A 17618-nucleotide genomic window follows, 5' to 3' on the forward strand; every position below is an offset into this window, starting at 1 on the left:
TTTGAAATTACAGCTCATCGCCGTTGGAACAAAAATGCCGGACTGGGTCCAGACCGGCTTTATGGATTACCTCCACCGTTTTCCTAAAGATATGCCATTTGAATTAACGGAAATTCCAGCAGGAAAACGCGGGAAAAATGCAGATATAAAGCGCATTCTAGAAAAAGAAGGCGAATTAATGCTCGCAGCTGTAGGTAAAGGAAATCGCATCGTCACTTTGGATATTCCAGGGGATCGTTGGGATACCCCAAAACTTGCCGTACAGCTCGATAAATGGAAACAAGATGGCCGTAATGTTAGTTTATTAATCGGTGGTCCCGAGGGTCTTTCACCCGCTTGCAAAGCAGCCGCGGAGCAAAGCTGGTCGCTTTCACCACTTACGCTGCCCCATCCACTGGTTCGTGTCCTTGTTGCTGAAAGTCTTTATCGCGCATGGAGTATTACGACTAACCACCCTTATCACAGGGAATAGTCAGGTTTAAATATGTTCAAAATGGCAATGGGATGAAAACACAACGCACCCCTTTTCGCGACCATACCGCTGAATCAGTTTTGTTTATCCGCCGAGCGCTTATCGCCTTCGGTGTGATTGTCATTTTAACATCTATTCTTGTGACGAATTTGTATCACTTACAAATTGTCCGTCATGAAGATTACCAAACGCGGTCAAACGATAACAGAATCAAATTGGTGCCTATTGCACCAAGCCGTGGGATTATTTATGACCGTCGAGGAACCCAACTCGCACTTAATAGCACGTTTTACCAGTTAGAAATCGTGCCCGAAAAAGTCAGTAATCTACAAGAAACTTTAGATAATCTTCGCAGCGTGGTCGATTTAACTGACGAAGACATCACTAATTTTGAAAAAGAGCGTAAGCGCTCACGTCGGTTTACCTCTATTGCACTAAAAACACAGCTTAACGAAGTCCAAGTCGCTCGTTTTGCTGTTAACCAGTACCGTTTTCCTGGTTTAGAGGTCAAAAGCTACCAACGTCGTTCTTACCCATACGGTTCTGCACTAACCCATGTGATTGGCTATGTGGCAAAAATTAATGACAAAGATGTTGAACGTCTTGATAAAGAAGGTTTATTACCCAATTATGCCGCTAGCCACGATATCGGTAAATTAGGTATTGAACGTTATTATGAAGACATCTTACACGGCAAAACAGGTTATGAAGAAGTTGAAGTGAATAGCCGAGGTCGTGTTATTCGCCAACTTCATGAACAACCACCGCAAGCTGGTCGGGATATCTACCTTACCATTGACCTCGAATTACAGATCTATATCGAAAAACTGTTAACCACTAGCCGTGCTGCCGTTGTGGTCACTGACCCACGTAATGGCGAAATTTTGGCTCTGGTGTCTAATCCAAGTTATGACTCTAACTTGTTTGTTAACGGTATCTCAAATAAAGATTATCAAGCGTTATTAAATAACCCTGATAGGCCGTTGATTAACCGGACAACTCAAGGGCTTTACCCCCCTGCATCAACAGTAAAACCCTTTATTTCTGTCGCCGCATTGAGTGAAAAAGTAATCACGCCAAATACGACTATTTTTGATCCTGGTTGGTGGCAATTACCGGGTTCAGAAAAACGCTACCGCGACTGGAAGCGTTGGGGACACGGTAAACTTAACGTATCGAAATCTATTATTGAATCTGCGGATACCTTCTTCTACCAAGTCGCTTATGATATGGGAATTGATCGTATTTCTGAATGGATGAGCCGTTTTGGTTTTGGCGATTATACGGGTATTGACCTGGCTGAAGAGCGTTCTGGCATCATGCCAACCCGTGAATGGAAACAAAAACGCTATAAAAAACCTTGGTATCAAGGTGATACGATCCCTGTTGGGATAGGACAAGGCTATTGGACAGCAACTCCAATTCAAATGTCAAAAGCATTGATGACATTAATAAATGATGGTCAAGTTAAGACCCCTCATTTACTCTACGGCACAAAGTTGGGTAATGCCATGGTGCCTTATGAAGACAAAGAAACCAAACAAATTGGCGATATTAACTCAGGTTTTTGGGAACTAGCTAAGCATGGAATGTACGGTGTAGCCAATGCACCAAATGGTACTGGCCGCCGCAGTTTCATTGGCACACCATATAAAGCTGCAGCAAAATCCGGTACCGCACAAGTCTTCAGCTATGAAACCTATAATGCCAGTAAGCTGGCAGAGCACTTGCGCGACCACAAGTTAATGATTGCTTATGCTCCGTATGATAAACCCACTATTGCCGTTGCGATTATTTTAGAAAATGGGGGCGTAGGCCCAGCAGTCGGTGATATTGTGCGGCAAATATTTGACCACGTTCTTCTTGGTGATAACCGAACCGAAGTCGCAGTGTCAGCAACCAATGCAGGAGAAGATCGCTGATGCGCAATTCTATGAATAACAATGAGCTATAAAGAATATGACAGACGATAAGAAAAAAATTTCGTTATCCACACGTCTGCATATAGATGTGCCTATGCTGCTAATTATTATCGCGTTGCTTGCATACAGCGCATTTATTATGTGGAGTGCCAGCGGCCAAGATCCTGAAATGATGGAGCGTAAATTAGGGCAGATAGCGACAGGCTTCGTCGTCATGATAGTGATGGCGCAGATCCCCCCTAGAATGTATGAAAATTGGGCACCTCACCTGTTTATCTTCTGCGTTATTTTACTGGTTTTTGTTGATGTCTTTGGGCAGATAAGTAAAGGGGCTCAGCGTTGGCTAGACTTAGGGTTCATTCGGTTCCAACCCTCTGAAATTGCAAAAATTGCCGTCCCTTTAATGGTCGCTCGTTTTATGAACCGAGACCTATGCCCTCCTTCATTCAAAAATACCGTAATTGCACTAGTATTGATTTTTGTACCCACATTATTGGTGGCGGCGCAACCAGACCTTGGTACTTCAATTTTAGTTGCAGCTTCAGGCTTGTTCGTTTTGTTCCTTGCAGGAATGAGTTGGCGGCTTATTACTGTTGCAGCGATTGCGCTCGCGGCCTTCATTCCCCTGCTGTGGTTCTTTTTAATGCATGGCTACCAAAGAGCCCGTGTCATGATGTTATTAGACCCAGAAACTGACCCATTAGGGGCTGGTTACCATATTATCCAGTCAAAAATTGCAATTGGTTCTGGTGGGTTAATGGGGAAAGGTTGGCTACATGGCACGCAATCACAGCTTGAATTTTTGCCAGAAAGACATACCGACTTTATTTTTGCTGTGTTAGCAGAGGAACTTGGCTTAGTTGGGGTGCTCATTTTACTTGGCCTATACCTTTTACTGATTATTCGCGGGCTTTATATTGCTGCTAGCGCACAAAACACCTTTGGTCGAGTTATGGTTGGCGGCTTGATCTTAATCCTTTTTGTCTATGTATTTGTGAATATCGGTATGGTCAGTGGTATATTACCTGTGGTTGGTGTCCCCCTCCCTTTAGTGAGTTATGGGGGCTCCGCATTGATTGTTTTAATGGCAGGATTCGGTATTATCATGTCGATACATACACACCGAAAATTCCTTTCTAAAAGTTTATAAAATGAGGCTTAGTATGCGTTTACAATGGATAATGCTTGGCGTCACAGCCGCGCTACTCAGTGGCTGTGTGACAGATGAAGTTAAACAACCAGCCCAAGTGCCAACCAATGTACCCACTCAAGATGTATTAGGTGCAGAGCCTCATTATGAGCCGTATCATCCAACCGCAAATAATGATTACTCACGTAATGGTCAACAATACCAAATCGTACGTGACCCATCACAATTTAGCCAAGTGGGTTATGCATCCATTTATGGTGCTGAGTCTGCAGGTAATATGACTGCGATTGGGGAACGCGTTAACCCAGTGGAATTAACAGCGGCTCACCCGACTTTGCCAATCCCAAGTTATGTACGTATCACCAATATGATGAATGGCCGCATGATGGTTGTTCGTGTTAATGACCGCGGGCCTTATGTTCCAGGTAAAAGTATTGCTGTTTCAAGAGCTACCGCTGACCGCCTGAATTTAATGCCTACGACAAAAATTAAAATTGATGCCATTCAAGTTGCCCAAGATGGCTCCTTATCAGGGACAGGAACAGTAGGTTCTAACTTTGTGAAACAGAGCTATGCTTTACCGGGACGCCCACAATTAGGTTCTGGCCCAATGGGCACCCCTGTGATGGAAAACTTGCCAACTCCGGAAAATACATTGCCAGTTCAGCAGCCCAAAGAACCGATGCAGCCTACTATGCCAGACATGAACCTGCAAACACCAACACCAACACCGCCACCTGCAGCCGTTGTAGCTGAAGAACCGGTTCCAGAGCGTGGTTTTCTTGTTCAAGCTGGTGCCATTAGTAGCCAAGCCAACGCGCAAAATATGCTGAATGAGTTGAAAACACAATTTAATGTTCCAGGCCGTCTACAACCCTATAATGGTATTTACCGAGTACAGCTAGGGCCATTTAGTACAAGGCAACAAGCTGTTGAGGTTCAAGGCCGTTTACAGTCTGAAAAAAACCAATCGTCAATGGTCGTTGCACCATAGAGCTATGTAACTTTAGGTTGCTCAATCATATTTTGGGCAACCTAAATACAGGCAATATTCAACTGACAAAAAAATCATTGGTACAGCGCAAAAGTCACTTTTTTCTTATCCCGTTCTTTTGCTAAACTGCGCCTCCTTGTGTTAACCGAATTTCGGATGTAATGGTAAAACCATGAATAATGTCGCTCCATCACGCATCGTGCGTCATACTGTGCTGGGTTCCGCACTCCTTCTTATGACTGCTAACATTGCGAACGCTAATGAAACCTTCCCAAATACATCAATTCCTGCAGCGCCCGCTATTGATGCAGAAGCTTATATCTTAATTGATTATAATTCAGGCAAAGTTCTCGCTGAAAGTAATGCTGACCAACGCCGTGATCCGGCGAGTTTGACAAAAATGATGACCAGCTATGTTATCGGTCAGGCAATTAAGTCAGGCAAAATTGGTGAAAATGATATTGTCACGGTTGGAAATGATGCGTGGGCTACTGGTAACCCAGTATTTAAAGGCTCATCATTGATGTTCTTAAAACCAGGCGATCGTGTTAGCGTTTCTCAGTTAACTCGTGGCATTAACTTGCAATCAGGTAATGATGCCTGTGTTGCAATGGCCGACTATATTGCGGGTGACCAAGCCAACTTTGTTCAGCTAATGAATGGTTACGTGAACAAATTAGGGCTGAAAAATACCCATTTTCAAACTGTTCATGGGTTAGATGCTGAGGGCCAATATAGTTCAGCACGTGATATGGCTCTTATTGGGCAAGCGCTAGTACGTGATGTGCCTGAAGAATACGCAATTTATAAAGAGAAAGAGTTTACCTTTAACAACATCCGTCAAACAAACCGCAATGGGCTGTTGTGGGATAAGAGCTTAGCTGTTGATGGCATCAAAACAGGCCATACTAATGCCGCGGGCTATAACCTTGTCGCATCAGCAACTGAAGGTGACATGCGCCTGATCTCCGTTGTTATGGGGGGGAAAAGTAGCAAAGGCCGTGATGCCGAAAGTAAAAAATTACTCACTTACGGTTTCCGCTTTTATGAAACCGTTAAACCATTACAAGCCAATGTGGATTTTGCCAGTGTGCCAGTCTGGTTTGGTGATGAAAATGAAGTAAAATTAGGTGTGACCGAAGATTTATACCTCACTATCCCACGAGGCCGCTTAAAAGATTTAAAAGCCAGCTATGAATTAACGACAACTGAACTAGAAGCACCATTAACCAAAGGCCAACAAGTAGGGACAATTAGCTTCCAACTTGATGGTAAAATCATCGAACAGCACCCTTTAGCAGTGTTAAAAGATGTTGAAGAAGGTGGTTTTTTCAGTCGGTTAATTGACTACATAAAATTACTCTTTCATCGCTGGTTTGGTTAAGACTTGAAACTAAAATAAGTCGTCCCCATATAGTAAATATCGAAATAGATAAGTACCGAAATGTTTGTTGGATGAATACATCTCATTGGCTGGTTTAATACCAGCCAATCTTTTTCAGCCAGCAGCCCAATTTAAAAATTAGGAGTGCCCATGAAAACGAAATTAGGTGAACTGCTTGAGTTCCCATGCCCATTAACCTACAAAGTGATGGGCTTGGCACAGCCTGAACTGGTTGATCAAGTGATTGAAGTGGTACAGCGTCATGCGCCAGGTGACTATAGCCCAGACGTAAAACCAAGTAGCAAAGGCAATTATCACTCAGTTTCTATTACTATCAATGCAACTCATATTGAACAAGTTGAAACCTTGTATACTGAGTTAGGTGCATTAGAGTTAGTGAAAGTTGTACTTTAAACAACAAGTTATCAAAGGCCGAATAGTCTACTGTTATTCGGCCTTTTTCATTTTTATGCCCTACGTTAAAATGCAATATATTCACTCCTAAATAACATTTGTTTCCAATCTAAATCACATTTTATGCAAGCATCCAGTCGTATGTTAACTTGAAGTATGGCAAACATAGGCGTTATACTGCCCGCAACGATAAAGACAACGTGGACACCTAAATTTTGTCAGATAGATGTATAACCATACGCCAACTTGGCCTTGCTCCTTATCAAACTGTTTCTGATGCTATGCACCAATTCACAGAACACCGTACGCCAGAAACCCATGATGAAATTTGGCTAGTTGAACATCCTCGCGTATTTACCCAAGGCCAAGCCGGAAAAGCGGAGCACGTTCTTGCCCCTGGTGATATCCCTGTTATCCAAAGTGATAGAGGCGGCCAAGTTACCTATCATGGGCCAGGGCAACAAGTGATGTATGTTATGCTCGATCTAAAACGCAATAAAATTGGTGTTCGTGAGCTAGTTACCGCATTAGAAAATACCGTCGTAAATACCCTTGCCCATTTTAATATTGCAGCGTATCCTCGCCCTGATGCTCCCGGTGTCTATGTTAATGGCGACAAAATTTGCTCCCTCGGATTACGCATAAGGAAAGGCTGTTCTTTTCATGGGCTCGCATTGAATATTGATATGGATCTTGAACCCTTTAATCGTATTAATCCTTGTGGTTACAGTGAATTAAAGATGACTCAAATGAGTAATCTTGCTCCCAAAGTATCAGTTTCCGATGTTCAGCCTGTGCTAATTCGCCAATTCTGTGACACACTAGGATTTCATATTGTTCAATAATAATGCTATAATTTTTTAACATTTTTAAAAAATATTTTAATGAATGGATAACAGTCTCCATTCGGTTTTATTTAGAATTATCACTTATCCATCAGCATAAAAGATAACTGGAACCGTCATATTATGAGTAAACCAATTCAGATAGAACGCGGAATTAAATATCGTGACGCCGACAAAATGGCGCTGATCCCTGTCAAAAACGTTGTGACTGAACGAGAAGAAATTCTACGTAAACCTGACTGGATGAAAATTAGGCTTCCTGCTGATTCCACTCGTATTCAAGGCATTAAAGCAGCCATGCGCAAAAATGGCTTACACTCTGTATGTGAAGAGGCATCATGCCCTAACCTTTCTGAGTGTTTTAACCATGGTACCGCGACCTTTATGATTTTGGGGGCTATTTGTACCCGCCGCTGCCCATTCTGTGATGTTGCCCATGGTCGCCCAAATGCACCAGATGCCAACGAACCCGAAAAATTAGCGCAAACTATTAAAGATATGGCACTACGCTATGTCGTCATTACGTCTGTTGACCGTGATGACCTACGTGATGGCGGAGCACAGCATTTTGCTGATTGCATTAGTGCTATTCGTGAAAAAAGCCCATCAATTAAAATTGAAACGCTGGTTCCTGACTTCCGCGGCCGTATGGATCGCGCATTAGAGATTTTAACCGCAACACCACCTGATGTGTTTAACCATAATCTTGAAAATGTGCCACGTGTTTACCGCCAAGTTCGCCCTGGCGCTAACTATGAATGGTCTTTAAAATTACTCGAAAAATTTAAAGAAGCACATCCAAATATCCCAACTAAATCGGGGTTAATGGTCGGTCTTGGTGAAACCAATGAAGAAATTATCGAGGTTATGCGCGACTTACGTCGTCATGGTGTAACGATGCTTACACTAGGCCAATACTTACAACCAAGTCGCCATCACTTACCCGTCAAACGCTATGTCAGCCCTGCTGAGTTCGATGAAATGAAAGAAGAAGCCATGGCAATGGGCTTCACTCACGCAGCCTGTGGCCCATTCGTTCGCTCTTCTTATCATGCCGATTTACAAGCTAAAGGCGAAGAAGTTAAATAATCTCAACTGTTTAATTTATAGACAATTTATTGATAAAAAGGTCTGGTTTATATCAGGCCTTTTTTATTTTTATAAATAAAAAAACTCGCCCTAGATAGCTAGGGCGAGTTTTCAGCTGTTCGTTTTAATCTTAATTATAAAAATTACAGAGGAATAACGTTAGCAGCAGATGGGCCTTTAGCACCTTCAGTAATTTCAAATTCCACTTTTTGGCCTTCAGCTAAGGTTTTGAAACCATCGCCCATAATCGCAGAAAAGTGAACAAATACATCTTTGCTACCATCTTCTGGAGTGATAAAACCAAAACCTTTAGATTCGTTGAACCACTTAACGTTACCTTTAACTTTAGACATCAAATATTACCTTTAAAATAAAATAGACACACCATCTGTATCAAGCTCAGTACATCAGATTTCTCAGTTACTTGTCTACAACCTAGATCACGAAAATGGACTAAAAAGATAAAAAAATATTATTTATCGATAGAATAGGTTCTGATTTCGACAATAATTCTTATCAATAGTAATTATTACAACCAATAGTATTACCTATAACTAATTATTTAGTGTTTACTTCTCATGCAAAAGTAACCAATCTTTAATATCTAAGCCCCCTGTATACCCCACTAATTTTCCATCATGCCCAAGTACGCGATGACAAGGAACAATTAATGAGATTGGATTACGTGAGTTTGCCATACCGACCGCACGACAATAATTTACGGAGCCTAACTTTAACGCCAAATCTTTATAGCTCCATCGCTCCCCGTAAGGGATCCCACAAAGATGTTTCCACACTTTTTTCTGAAATTCTGTTCCTTGTGGATTTAATGCAACCGTAAAAACGGTTCTTTTATGATTAAAGTATTCCTTTAATTCTTTCACACAAAGCTTGGAGTGCTCATTCTTCGTTTCTTTTTCTGTTTTTTCATCCACAAAATAGAGGCTCGTTATTCCGTCATCATCAGCCGTAATATGTATCCACGGTTTAGGAAATTTATCCGGTGTTGCTAAATATTGATGGTACATAGTATCTCCTCAAAAGGACTCAATTACCTGATTGTATATACAGTTATAGAGTAAATTATTTCCACTTTGCAATGATCTTTTTTCTTAGAGAGTCTATCTGAATCATCCAATACCATACTTTTTTATTTTCAATGTTAATAACCACCTAGCTAATAATTAGAATAATTATCATTCAATATTTTCTATTCACTACATATTGTGTGGTTGATAAGTTAAAAATCTATATATAGTATTTATATGTCACGCACCTTATTTTTACTACTATTAAACATTCAAAAGGTAAATAACATGGCTGAGATTACCATTTATAGTAAACCTAACTGCGTTCAGTGTAATGCAACTTATCAAGCCTTAGATCGCAAATCTATTTCCTACCAAATCATTGACCTTACTGAAGACAGCCAAGCTCTTGAATTAGTCAGAAAATTAGGCTACCAGCAAGTTCCTGTTGTTATTGCGGGAGACAAACATTGGGCAGGTTTTCGACCAGACATGATTAGCTTATTAGCCGCTTAGGTGGTGTTATGAAAACGGAATCACTCATCTATTTTTCAAGTCGCTCAGGAAATTGCCATCGCTTTATTGAAAAGCTAGGTGTCCCAGCAACGCGGTTGCCTATTGGAAGCCACGAAAATAGTCTAATTGCGACAAAACCTTATGTTTTATTACTGCCGACCTACGGTGGTGGTGGTAGCAAAGGTGCTGTCCCAAAAGAGGTGATCCAATTTCTTAATATTGAAGTCAACCGCACACTTATCCGCGGTGTTATTGCTGCGGGTAATACCAATTTTGGTGATGCCTATGCGATAGCTGGAAATATCATTGCGCAAAAATGCCATGTCCCCTACCTATATCGTTTTGAACTTCTTGGTACTGATAAAGATGTTCAGTCCGTTCAACAAGGCCTAAAAACGTTTTGGCAACGTACAAACAACTAGAGTTATTCCAAATGGATAAAATGCAAAATATATCAGATGTGGATTATCATGCGCTCAATGCGATGTTGAATTTATATGATAATGAAGGCCGTATTCAATTTGATAAAGACAAAGAAGCGGCTCACCACTATTTTCGGCAGCATGTGAACCAAAACACCGTATTTTTCCATGATTTAAAAGAAAAATTAGACTTTTTAGTACAAGAAAATTATTACGAAAACAGTGTATTAGAACAATATGACTTTGAATTTATCAAAGCACTATTTAAACAGGCATACGCTCATAAATTCCGTTTTCAAACGTTTCTCGGTGCCTTTAAATATTACACGAGCTATACGCTGAAAACTTTTGATGGCAAACGCTATCTCGAACGCTATGAAGATCGCGTTTGTATGGTTGCTTTAACGCTTGCGCAAGGGAGTGAATCTCTTGCTAAATTGTATGTCGATGAAATTATTACAGGTCGTTTCCAACCTGCAACTCCCACCTTCCTTAACTGCGGTAAAAAACAACGCGGTGAGCTAATCTCTTGTTTTCTTTTAAGAATCGAAGACAACATGGAATCTATTGGCCGCTCTGTGAATTCGGCTTTGCAGCTATCCAAACGAGGTGGCGGAGTCGCCTTTCTAATGACCAATTTGCGGGAACAAGGCGCCCCAATAAAACTGATTGAAAACCAGTCTTCTGGTGTTGTTCCTGTCATGAAAATGTTAGAAGATGCATTTTCTTATGCCAACCAATTAGGTGCAAGGCAAGGCGCCGGTGCCGTCTATTTGCATGCTCATCACCCTGATATTATGCGTTTTCTTGATACTAAGCGTGAAAATGCAGATGAAAAAATACGGATTAAAACACTTTCTTTAGGGGTCGTTATCCCCGATATTACTTTCCAGCTAGCGAAAGATAACCAGGACATGTATTTGTTCTCTCCTTATGATATTGAGCGCATCTATGGGGTTCCTATGTCTGAAATTAGCGTTACAGACAAATACCATGAGATGGTCAATAACAAAGCGATAAAAAAATACAAAATTAATGCTCGGGAATTTTTCCAAACTTTAGCGGAGATCCAGTTTGAATCTGGATATCCGTATATTTTATTTGAAGATACTGCCAACCGAGCTAACCCTATCGCAGGGCGCATAAATATGAGCAATCTGTGCTCAGAAATACTGCAAGTTAATCGCCCTAGCGTTTATGAAGACGATTTGAGCTATCAACAAATTGGTAAAGATATTAGCTGTAATTTAGGCTCCATGAATATTGCTAAAACAATGGATTCACCGGATTTCGCCCAATCAATAGCTGCGGCAGTCAGAGCATTGAGCGCAGTTTCCGATATGAGCGATATTCGCTCTGTCCCTTCCATTGCTGAAGGTAACCGACAATCGCATGCGATTGGGTTAGGTCAAATGAATTTACATGGCTACTTGGCAAGGGAGCATATTTATTACGGCTCAGAAGAAGCGCTCGATTTCACCAATATCTATTTTTATACGGTCACCTATTACGCAATAAAAACTTCAAACCAATTAGCCATCGAAAGAAAAGCTGCATTTGTTGGTTTTGAACATTCAACCTATGCCTCTGGTGATTATTTTGATAAATATATCAACAATATTTGGCTACCAAAAACACAAACCGTTCAGGAATTATTCCGACGTTCGGGTATCGAAATTCCAACTCGTGAAGATTGGCAAGCTTTAAAGCAGTCTGTCATTACCTATGGGATTTATAACCAAAACTTGCAAGCAATACCTCCTACTGGGTCCATTTCTTATATCAATAATTCAACATCAAGCATTCACCCGATTGTTTCACGAATTGAAATTCGTAAAGAAGGTAAAATTGGTCGTGTCTACTACCCTGCTCCTTTCATGACGAATGAAAACTTAGAATATTACCAAGATGCTTACCAAATCGGCCCTGAAAAAATTATTGATACTTATGCCATGGCAACTCAGCACGTTGACCAAGGTTTATCTTTGACTCTATTTTTTAAAGATGATGCCACCACACGAGATATTAACCGAGCGCAAATATATGCCTGGCGAAAAGGAATCAAGACATTGTATTACATCCGATTACGCCAAACTGCCCTCGAAGGAACTGAAGTCGAAGGCTGCGTATCTTGCACTTTGTAATAGGAAAATATTATGACCACCAGCGCATCTAACACACCAGTAAAAGCCATTAACTGGAACCGTATTCAGGATGATAAAGACTTAGAAGTATGGAACCGATTAACAAGCAATTTTTGGCTTCCAGAAAAAGTGCCATTATCTAATGATATTCCGTCTTGGAATACCCTAACTGCTGCAGAAAAACAGTTGACGATACGTGTATTTACTGGTCTTACCCTGCTAGATACGATTCAAAATACGGTCGGTGCACCTTGCTTAATGCCAGATGCTCAAACCCCCCATGAAGAAGCGGTTTTGTCGAATATTAGCTTTATGGAAGCAGTACATGCCCGCTCTTATAGTTCAATATTTTCAACACTCTGCTCAACGGTTGATGTCGATGATGCATACCGCTGGAGTGAAGAAAACAATGCATTACAAAATAAAGCTAAGATCATCCTATCTTATTATTGTGATTCACATCCTTTAAAGAAAAAAATAGCAAGTGTCTTTTTAGAATCATTTCTATTTTATTCAGGTTTTTATTTACCAATGTATTGGTCAAGTAGAGGCAAATTAACCAATACCGCAGATCTTATACGCTTAATTATTCGTGATGAAGCCATACATGGCTATTATATTGGCTATAAATTTCAAAAATCATTAGCACAATATGATGAGAATACTCAGAAAGAAATTAAGGATTTTTCTTTTTCATTATTATTCGATTTATATGAAAATGAAGTAAAATATACACAAGAGCTTTATGACACAGTTGGTTGGTCAGAAGATGTCAAAAAATTCCTTCATTATAATGCGAATAAAGCATTAATGAATTTAGGTTATGAAGCCTTATTTCCTGATACGGTCACCGATGTCAGTGCTGCGATATTATCTGCTTTATCTCCTGATGCAAATGAAAATCATGATTTCTTTTCGGGCTCTGGTTCATCTTATATTATTGGTAAAGCAGTCAGTACCGAAGATGATGACTGGGACTTTTAACCAAAGCTTTAATTTAGCTTATTGATAAACATCATTCACAACAAAAACCATACCATGATGAATTATAATGATTTTATTCATCATGGTATTTTTTGGTTCAAAAAATAGACTGATTTATTCGTTTTTTATATGTATATCTGTTTAATTACTCATTTTTAATGAGTTAATCTGGCCATTAATTTCAATTCAATCAAGTTTCACTTCATTTTTCATTAATTTTATTAATTAATAGGCTATTAAATTCAATTTTTTCATCCATCAGTTCAACATCTATCCACCTAAAAATTAAATAAAATCAGTAGTCCCCATATTAATAAAAGCAAAGTGTATTATTTTTGAATAAATTCAACCTCACCAGTAAGTTAACTTTGATATGGAAATCATAAAAATTATCATCCTATAGCTCAATGACACTTTTATTTATATTAATAAAATCATTTTTCACCTCTAACTTTTTTGATTAATTATACTTAACCTAGGGTTGCCAGCTGATTTTATTATGCTAGGGTTTATTGCTTGCAAATTTTACTAATAACTCAAACGGAGGAATTTGAATTTAATCCATAATTAGCTAATCAATTAAACTAAATACAGGAATCTATGCCCTAATAATTTTCAAAGGATAATCATAGTTAGGAAACATAGTGTTAACTATCACTATAGAATTCATCACTCTCAATACAGGTAATTCATTTTCCTTATTGATTGAAAATTGGGTAAATAATATATGGCAATAAAATTACAAGTTAAAAACTTATATAAAATATTTGGGGACAATCCTGATCAAGCATTTAAGCTATTAGAATCAGGTATGAATAAAGATGATATCTTTGAAAAAACAGGCCTAACCGTAGGTGTTCAAGATGTTAATCTGACGATTGAAGAAGGCGAAATCTTTGTTGTCATGGGACTTTCTGGCTCAGGAAAATCTACCTTGGTGCGCCTCCTCAATCGCCTGATAGAACCTACTAGCGGGCAAGTCATGATAGATGGAGAGGATATTTCCAATATCTCTGACAAAGCATTGCGCGAAGTTAGGCGAACAAAAATTAGTATGGTGTTTCAATCCTTTGCATTGATGCCACATATGAACGTCATTGATAACACCGCTTTTGGTATGGAACTTTCTGGTATTCCAAAAGAAGAGCGCCATAAGAAAGCCATGAATGCACTTGAGCAAGTTAATCTTGAAAAATGGGCGAATTCATACCCAGATGAGCTCTCGGGTGGGATGCGTCAGCGTATCGGGTTAGCCAGAGCGCTAGCCAATGACCCTGATATTTTATTAATGGACGAAGCGTTCTCAGCCCTTGACCCATTAATTCGTACTGAAATGCAAGATGAACTGCTCTCCTTACAAGGAGATAAACAACGCACTATTGTCTTTATTTCTCATGATCTTGATGAAGCCATGAGAATTGGTGACCGCATTGCCATTATGCAAGGAGGCGTTGTCGTTCAAGTTGGTACGCCTGATGAAATTCTCAATAATCCAGCGAATGATTATGTTAAGACCTTTTTCCGCGGTGTGGATATCAGCCAAGTATTCAGCGCTAAGGACATCGCGCGTAGGCGGCCAAATGCCCTATTACACATCGCACCGGGTTTTGGTCCCCGTTCCGCGCTAAAAGTCCTTAATGATGAAGATCGCTATCACGGTTATTTAATTTCCCGAGGACATACCTTTGCCGGAGTAGTTTCTGTTGAATCCTTAGAAAAAGCGCTTCACGAAAAAGCAGGTATAGAAGCCGCAATTTTAACTGATATCGAACCAATTCAAGGTGATACATCCTTAAATGAAGTTATTTCTACAGTAGCACAAGCCCCTTGCGCCGTTCCGGTTATTAACGAAAAAAACCGGTATTTAGGCGTGATTTCAAAAGGAATGCTGTTACAAGCGCTGGATAAGGAGACACCAAATGAGTAAGCAAAATCAAGAAACAACGACGAACCAGCAAGATCCATGGGCTGATACTGAAGTCACTGAGACACCAACACAAGGTACTGAAAATACACCAGCTGATGACCCATGGGCAGCGACAAGCTCTAGCGAGACAAATACCTCTGCGGATGATCCTTGGGGCAATGCATCAGACACAACAACACCTGCTGATACCAGTTCGAGTGATTGGCTTGATGCCGCACCGACTGATAGCATCGTGCCCGATCAGTTTAATATTATGGACCCCTTCCAACACACACTGATCCCCCTTGATTCATGGGTTACGCATGCTATCGATTGGGTTGTTCTCAACTTTCGTCCTGTATTCCAAGGAATACGCGCCCCCATTGATTTCATTCTGAGCGGGTTTGAACAATTTCTTACATCACTACCAGCTCCTGTTGCCATTATTATTTTCGCATTACTCACTTGGCAATTAGCCGGACGCGCAATGGGTGTGGCCACATTTATTTCGATGATAGCCATCGGGGCGATTGGTGCTTGGTCAGAAGCGATGGTGACACTATCTCTAGTGCTCACATCTTTACTGTTTTGTATTGTGATAGGACTACCACTGGGTATTTGGTTGGCACGTAGTGATAGAGCCGCTAAGATTATTCGCCCATTACTTGATGCGATGCAAACCACACCTGCATTCGTCTATTTAGTCCCGATTGTTATGTTATTTGGTATCGGTAATGTGCCTGGTGTCGTCGTCACCATTATATTTGCTTTACCGCCAATCATTCGTTTGACCATTTTAGGGATCAAACAAGTCCCAGCTGACTTAATTGAAGCCGCTGAATCATTCGGTGCAAGCCCTCGCCAAATGCTGTTTAAAGTGCAATTGCCATTGGCAATGCCAACCATTATGGCCGGGGTGAACCAAACCTTGATGTTAGCACTGTCGATGGTCGTTATCGCCTCAATGATTGCAGTCGGAGGCTTAGGCCAGATGGTCTTACGGGGTATTGGCCGCCTTGATATGGGTCTCGCGTCTGTCGGAGGGGTCGGTATTGTTATTCTGGCTATCATCTTAGACCGTTTTACCCAATCTTTAGGGCAAGATACTCGCGGCAAAACATCATGTCGTTGGTATCAAAAAGGCCCTATTGGGCTAGTCATGCGCCCATTTTGTAAAAAAAACCATTAATCAGAACATCCTCCATTCACCTAAGTGCCACTCACGTGGCACCTAACTTGGCTCTTAACTTTAAAGCCAAGCTCGCTGCGAAAAAACAGAGGGAACAATATAATGAAACATAAAATCATTCTTGCATCTGCACTAACAGCCATGTTTACCGTCCCATTTGCAGGTGCTAACGACCTGCCAGGTAAAGGGGTAAAAATTAACCCTGTGCAAAGTACGATCAGTGAGGAGACATTCCAAACACTGATTGTTGCGAAAGCCCTTGAAGAGCTCGGCTATGATGTCCAACCGATCAAAGAAGTCGACTATAATGTCGCTTACGCATCAATTGCGAACGGTGATGCGACTTACTTAGCCACCAGCTGGGTTCCTTTACATAATGCGCAATATGACGCCGCTGGTGGTGATAATGTGTTCTATCGTCAAGGTAATTATGTTGTCAATGCGGCTCAAGGCTACCTCATCGACAAAAAAACCGCTGAAAAATACAAGATTACCAATGTTGAACAACTCAAAGACCCTAAAATTGCCAAACTCTTTGATTCAAATGGTAATGGTAAAGCTGATTTAACGGGATGTAACCCCGGTTGGGGCTGTGAAGCAGCCATCAATAACCATTTAAAAGCCTATGACTTAGAAAAAACGGTTGACCATAACCAAGGGAACTACGCGGCAATGATGGCAGATACCATTACCCGATATAAAGAAGGTAAGCCTATTTTATATTATACGTGGACGCCTTATTGGATAAGTGATGTCCTCAAGCCGGGCCGTGATGTAGTTTGGTTAGAAGTGCCATTCTCATCAATGCCAAACGGTGAAAAAACAGACACCACATTACCTAACGGAAAAAACTATGGTTTCCCACCAAATACCATGCATATCGTCGCCAATAAAAAATGGGCTGCAGATAACCCTGCTGCAGCAAAATTATTTGAAGTAATGAAACTACCTATTGCCGATATTAACGCGCAAAACTTAAGAATGCATAATGGTGAAGCATCTCAATCGGATATTCAGCGCCACACAAATGCTTGGATCAAAGCCCATCAATCCACTTTTGATGGCTGGGTAAAAGAAGCACAAGAAGCCGCTAAGTAAGTATAAACAGCTCGATTAAGTCACCTTAGCCACCCTAGCCGGTGGCTTTTTTACATCAATG

Annotated in this window: 17 protein-coding genes; 15 read left to right on the top strand and 2 right to left on the bottom strand. The window is 40.7% G+C overall.

The window, feature by feature from the left end; translation table 11 throughout:
- The first annotated feature begins 1 nt into the window (after nucleotide 1).
- The 8 genes from rlmH to lipA all read left to right on the top strand — a co-directional run bounded on the left by rlmH (nucleotide 2) and on the right by lipA (nucleotide 8270).
- Nucleotides 2-472 (top strand): 23S rRNA (pseudouridine(1915)-N(3))-methyltransferase RlmH, encoded by a 471-nt coding sequence (gene rlmH, locus M1F17_RS15225; RefSeq protein ID WP_036957956.1) that lies wholly within the window; start codon nucleotides 2-4, stop codon nucleotides 470-472.
- Nucleotides 473-504: 32 nt separating this feature from the next.
- Nucleotides 505-2394 carry a peptidoglycan DD-transpeptidase MrdA gene (gene mrdA / locus M1F17_RS15230; protein ID WP_004257068.1) on the top strand — a complete coding sequence of 630 codons (1890 nt, stop codon included), beginning with the start codon at nucleotides 505-507 and terminating at the stop codon, nucleotides 2392-2394.
- A gap of 37 nt (nucleotides 2395-2431) precedes the next feature.
- Nucleotides 2432-3544, top strand: coding sequence for a peptidoglycan glycosyltransferase MrdB (gene mrdB / locus M1F17_RS15235; RefSeq protein ID WP_004257071.1), 1113 nt, complete (start codon nucleotides 2432-2434; stop codon nucleotides 3542-3544).
- A 13-nt stretch (nucleotides 3545-3557) separates the two neighbouring features.
- Nucleotides 3558-4538, top strand: a complete 981-nt coding sequence (rlpA, locus tag M1F17_RS15240) for an endolytic peptidoglycan transglycosylase RlpA (RefSeq protein WP_180312094.1) — start codon at nucleotides 3558-3560, stop codon at nucleotides 4536-4538.
- 172 nt (nucleotides 4539-4710) lie between these two features.
- Nucleotides 4711-5922 carry a D-alanyl-D-alanine carboxypeptidase DacA gene (dacA, locus tag M1F17_RS15245; RefSeq protein WP_094961795.1) on the top strand — a complete coding sequence of 404 codons (1212 nt, stop codon included), beginning with the start codon at nucleotides 4711-4713 and terminating at the stop codon, nucleotides 5920-5922.
- A gap of 150 nt (nucleotides 5923-6072) precedes the next feature.
- Nucleotides 6073-6336, top strand: a complete 264-nt coding sequence (gene ybeD, locus M1F17_RS15250; RefSeq protein ID WP_004257083.1) for a DUF493 family protein YbeD — start codon at nucleotides 6073-6075, stop codon at nucleotides 6334-6336.
- A gap of 281 nt (nucleotides 6337-6617) precedes the next feature.
- Nucleotides 6618-7181 carry a lipoyl(octanoyl) transferase LipB gene (lipB, locus tag M1F17_RS15255; RefSeq protein ID WP_004257086.1) on the top strand — a complete coding sequence of 188 codons (564 nt, stop codon included), beginning with the start codon at nucleotides 6618-6620 and terminating at the stop codon, nucleotides 7179-7181.
- 123 nt (nucleotides 7182-7304) lie between these two features.
- Complete coding sequence (lipA, locus tag M1F17_RS15260; RefSeq protein ID WP_004257088.1) at nucleotides 7305-8270, top strand: lipoyl synthase; 966 nt, start codon at nucleotides 7305-7307, stop codon at nucleotides 8268-8270.
- A gap of 143 nt (nucleotides 8271-8413) precedes the next feature.
- Here lipA and cspE read toward each other — a convergent pair whose 3' ends face one another.
- Together cspE and M1F17_RS15270 are read right to left on the bottom strand one after the other, a co-directional pair.
- Nucleotides 8414-8623, bottom strand: a complete 210-nt coding sequence (gene cspE / locus M1F17_RS15265; RefSeq protein ID WP_004257099.1) for a transcription antiterminator/RNA stability regulator CspE — start codon at nucleotides 8621-8623, stop codon at nucleotides 8414-8416.
- Between the two features lie 216 nt (nucleotides 8624-8839).
- Complete coding sequence (locus M1F17_RS15270) at nucleotides 8840-9298, bottom strand: methylated-DNA--[protein]-cysteine S-methyltransferase (protein ID WP_004257101.1); 459 nt, start codon at nucleotides 9296-9298, stop codon at nucleotides 8840-8842.
- 288 nt (nucleotides 9299-9586) lie between these two features.
- On the opposite strand from M1F17_RS15270, the gene nrdH reads away from it, so the two are divergent.
- The 7 genes from nrdH to proX all read left to right on the top strand — a co-directional run bounded on the left by nrdH (nucleotide 9587) and on the right by proX (nucleotide 17557).
- Nucleotides 9587-9814, top strand: a complete 228-nt coding sequence (nrdH, locus tag M1F17_RS15275; protein ID WP_036957963.1) for a glutaredoxin-like protein NrdH — start codon at nucleotides 9587-9589, stop codon at nucleotides 9812-9814.
- 8 nt (nucleotides 9815-9822) lie between these two features.
- The gene (gene nrdI, locus M1F17_RS15280) at nucleotides 9823-10236 is read left to right on the top strand and encodes a class Ib ribonucleoside-diphosphate reductase assembly flavoprotein NrdI (RefSeq protein ID WP_004257105.1); all 414 of its coding nucleotides are present in this window, start codon (nucleotides 9823-9825) and stop codon (nucleotides 10234-10236) included.
- Between the two features lie 11 nt (nucleotides 10237-10247).
- Nucleotides 10248-12380 (top strand): class 1b ribonucleoside-diphosphate reductase subunit alpha, encoded by a 2133-nt coding sequence (gene nrdE, locus M1F17_RS15285; RefSeq protein ID WP_094961794.1) that lies wholly within the window; start codon nucleotides 10248-10250, stop codon nucleotides 12378-12380.
- Between the two features lie 12 nt (nucleotides 12381-12392).
- Nucleotides 12393-13364 (top strand): class 1b ribonucleoside-diphosphate reductase subunit beta, encoded by a 972-nt coding sequence (gene nrdF, locus M1F17_RS15290; RefSeq protein WP_112307280.1) that lies wholly within the window; start codon nucleotides 12393-12395, stop codon nucleotides 13362-13364.
- A gap of 727 nt (nucleotides 13365-14091) precedes the next feature.
- On the top strand, nucleotides 14092-15291 hold the full coding sequence (gene proV, locus M1F17_RS15295) for a glycine betaine/L-proline ABC transporter ATP-binding protein ProV (RefSeq protein WP_004257111.1): 1200 nt from the start codon (nucleotides 14092-14094) through the stop codon (nucleotides 15289-15291).
- A complete protein-coding gene (gene proW, locus M1F17_RS15300) occupies nucleotides 15284-16459 on the top strand; it encodes a glycine betaine/L-proline ABC transporter permease ProW (RefSeq protein ID WP_004257114.1) in 1176 nt (391 codons plus the stop codon). Before proV ends, proW begins: the two co-directional genes overlap by 8 nt.
- 102 nt (nucleotides 16460-16561) lie before the next feature.
- Nucleotides 16562-17557, top strand: coding sequence for a glycine betaine/L-proline ABC transporter substrate-binding protein ProX (proX, locus tag M1F17_RS15305; protein WP_004257119.1), 996 nt, complete (start codon nucleotides 16562-16564; stop codon nucleotides 17555-17557).
- The last annotated feature ends 61 nt before the right edge of the window (nucleotides 17558-17618 follow it).

The organism is Providencia sp. PROV073, from assembly GCF_033688125.1.
Taxonomy (GTDB): domain Bacteria; phylum Pseudomonadota; class Gammaproteobacteria; order Enterobacterales; family Enterobacteriaceae; genus Providencia; species Providencia hangzhouensis.